1 protein-coding gene and 1 pseudogene are annotated in these 1,569 nt (G+C 64.8%); one reads left to right on the top strand and one right to left on the bottom strand.

Annotated features, from left to right (window positions below):
• Window positions 1–319, bottom strand: a pseudogene (locus FVA95_RS28675) (transposase); the annotation flags it as partial.
• Between the two features lie 495 nt (window positions 320–814).
• On the opposite strand from FVA95_RS28675, the gene FVA95_RS34185 reads away from it, so the two are divergent.
• The gene (locus FVA95_RS34185) at window positions 815–1,522 is read left to right on the top strand and encodes a tetratricopeptide repeat protein (RefSeq protein ID WP_149666890.1); all 708 of its coding nucleotides are present in this window, start codon (window positions 815–817) and stop codon (window positions 1,520–1,522) included.
• The last annotated feature ends 47 nt before the right edge of the window (window positions 1,523–1,569 follow it).

Here is a 1,569-nt window from a genome sequence, read left to right as displayed (position 1 = left end):
GCGCGGCTTCGGCGCGGCTTCGGCGCGGCTTCGGCGTTCGAGCAGCCAATCCGGGAAGTACGAGCCAGAGCGCAGCTTGGGGATCGCGACGTCCAGGGTGCCCGTGCGGGTGTCGAAGTCGTGGTGGCGGTAGCCCGTTGCGCTGGTTGACCCGTGCTGGGTCGGTGCGGCCGTAGTCGGCGCCGCAGATCGTGTCGGCCTCGGCCGACATCAGGGTGTCGATCATCGTGGTGAGCAGCGAGCGCAGCAGGTCGGGACTCGCCTGGGCCAGGTGTTCGTGCAGGAACCCGGCCGGGTCGATACTGGGATGTGCGGCCATCGCGTGGGTCTCTCCGATCTTGAGCGGGAACTCCGGTTCGAAAGACCACGCAGTGGCCGCCCTACGCGTCGATGCCACACTGGGCAGCGAGGCCGTACACCACTCTGCTGGACACCACTCACGGCTCGATCGCCGGCTGCGGACGTGGCCCCGCTCTACGCGGCGGTGGAACCGCCGACGCAAGGGCCTGACGGATCGTGCGCCGATGTACTTGATGTCGCTCGGCCAACGCCCTGATCGACACCCCTTCGAGGCGTCGCTCACGTCGGATCGCTTCGAACAGCTCCACTCGCCTGGCCACCCTCCGGTCCCTCCCGGCGACCGGACCCACGCCGACCCGCCGAGAGCTACTCCATCCAGGGGTGGGGCCACATCCGATGACGACAGACCGACCTACCGGGGCCAGGTCAGATGACCACACTCAGTACTGTAAGTGGCGACAGTACGGTCCCAATCGTGTATTTCAACGCTAGGTGATGGAGCGAGACGGTAACAGTGAGTATATTTCGGGGGTCCCCATTTCTGCGGCAGAGCGCCGCTCTTGGTTCAGGAGGGGACAACGCGCGGGCGGCACTGCGTACTCAACACGACCGGGTTGCCGCTACTGTTCGTGTCGGTGACGCCGCGGAGCTGATAGATGCTGCCTGCCAGCTTGAACAGATACTAGCCATTGCTAGAGACACCCTCGGGATTCGTGACCCTGATACGCTCGTCGTCGAAGGAACACTGGCCATTGCTTACCTGCTGGGCGGCGTCAAGACTCGTGGCCTTGGCCTAGCTCAGCGCACCCTGGCTGCTCGTGAGCAGGTGCTCGGTCCTGACCATCCCGTTACACTTGCTGCGGCGGATGCCGTCGCAGCGGCGTTGCGCGTGATCGGTCGCCCGAAGGCGGCTGCCCGTCGGCACGAAGAAGTGATCATCCGTCGGAAGCGTGTGCTCGGTGGTGGACATCCGGACACCATTGCTTCCCAGGTCGCGCTGGGACTGGCCCGCGCCGACGCGGGTGACTTGCGCGGCGCCGCAAGCCAGTTGTCTACGACAGCAGCTACCGCTGGCCGGGTTCTCGGCTATGATCATCCGATAAGCACTTATGCACGTGAGTTACTGGCTGATGTCTCACGCCAGGTGGTGACCGCTGGCGTGAGAGATGAAGACGAGTGCCCCGTGAGCTTTGGGTCTGCTGCAGGGGTAGGTGACATCTGATCTGGCTTGCCCTGTGGGTGAGCTGAGAGGATGTAGCCGTGCTCAAG

Origin of the sequence: Pseudonocardia sp. EV170527-09 (assembly GCF_008369905.1) — a bacterium.
Taxonomy (GTDB): Bacteria; Actinomycetota; Actinomycetes; order Mycobacteriales; family Pseudonocardiaceae; genus Pseudonocardia.
This window is presented reverse-complemented; position numbering and strand designations above follow the sequence as displayed.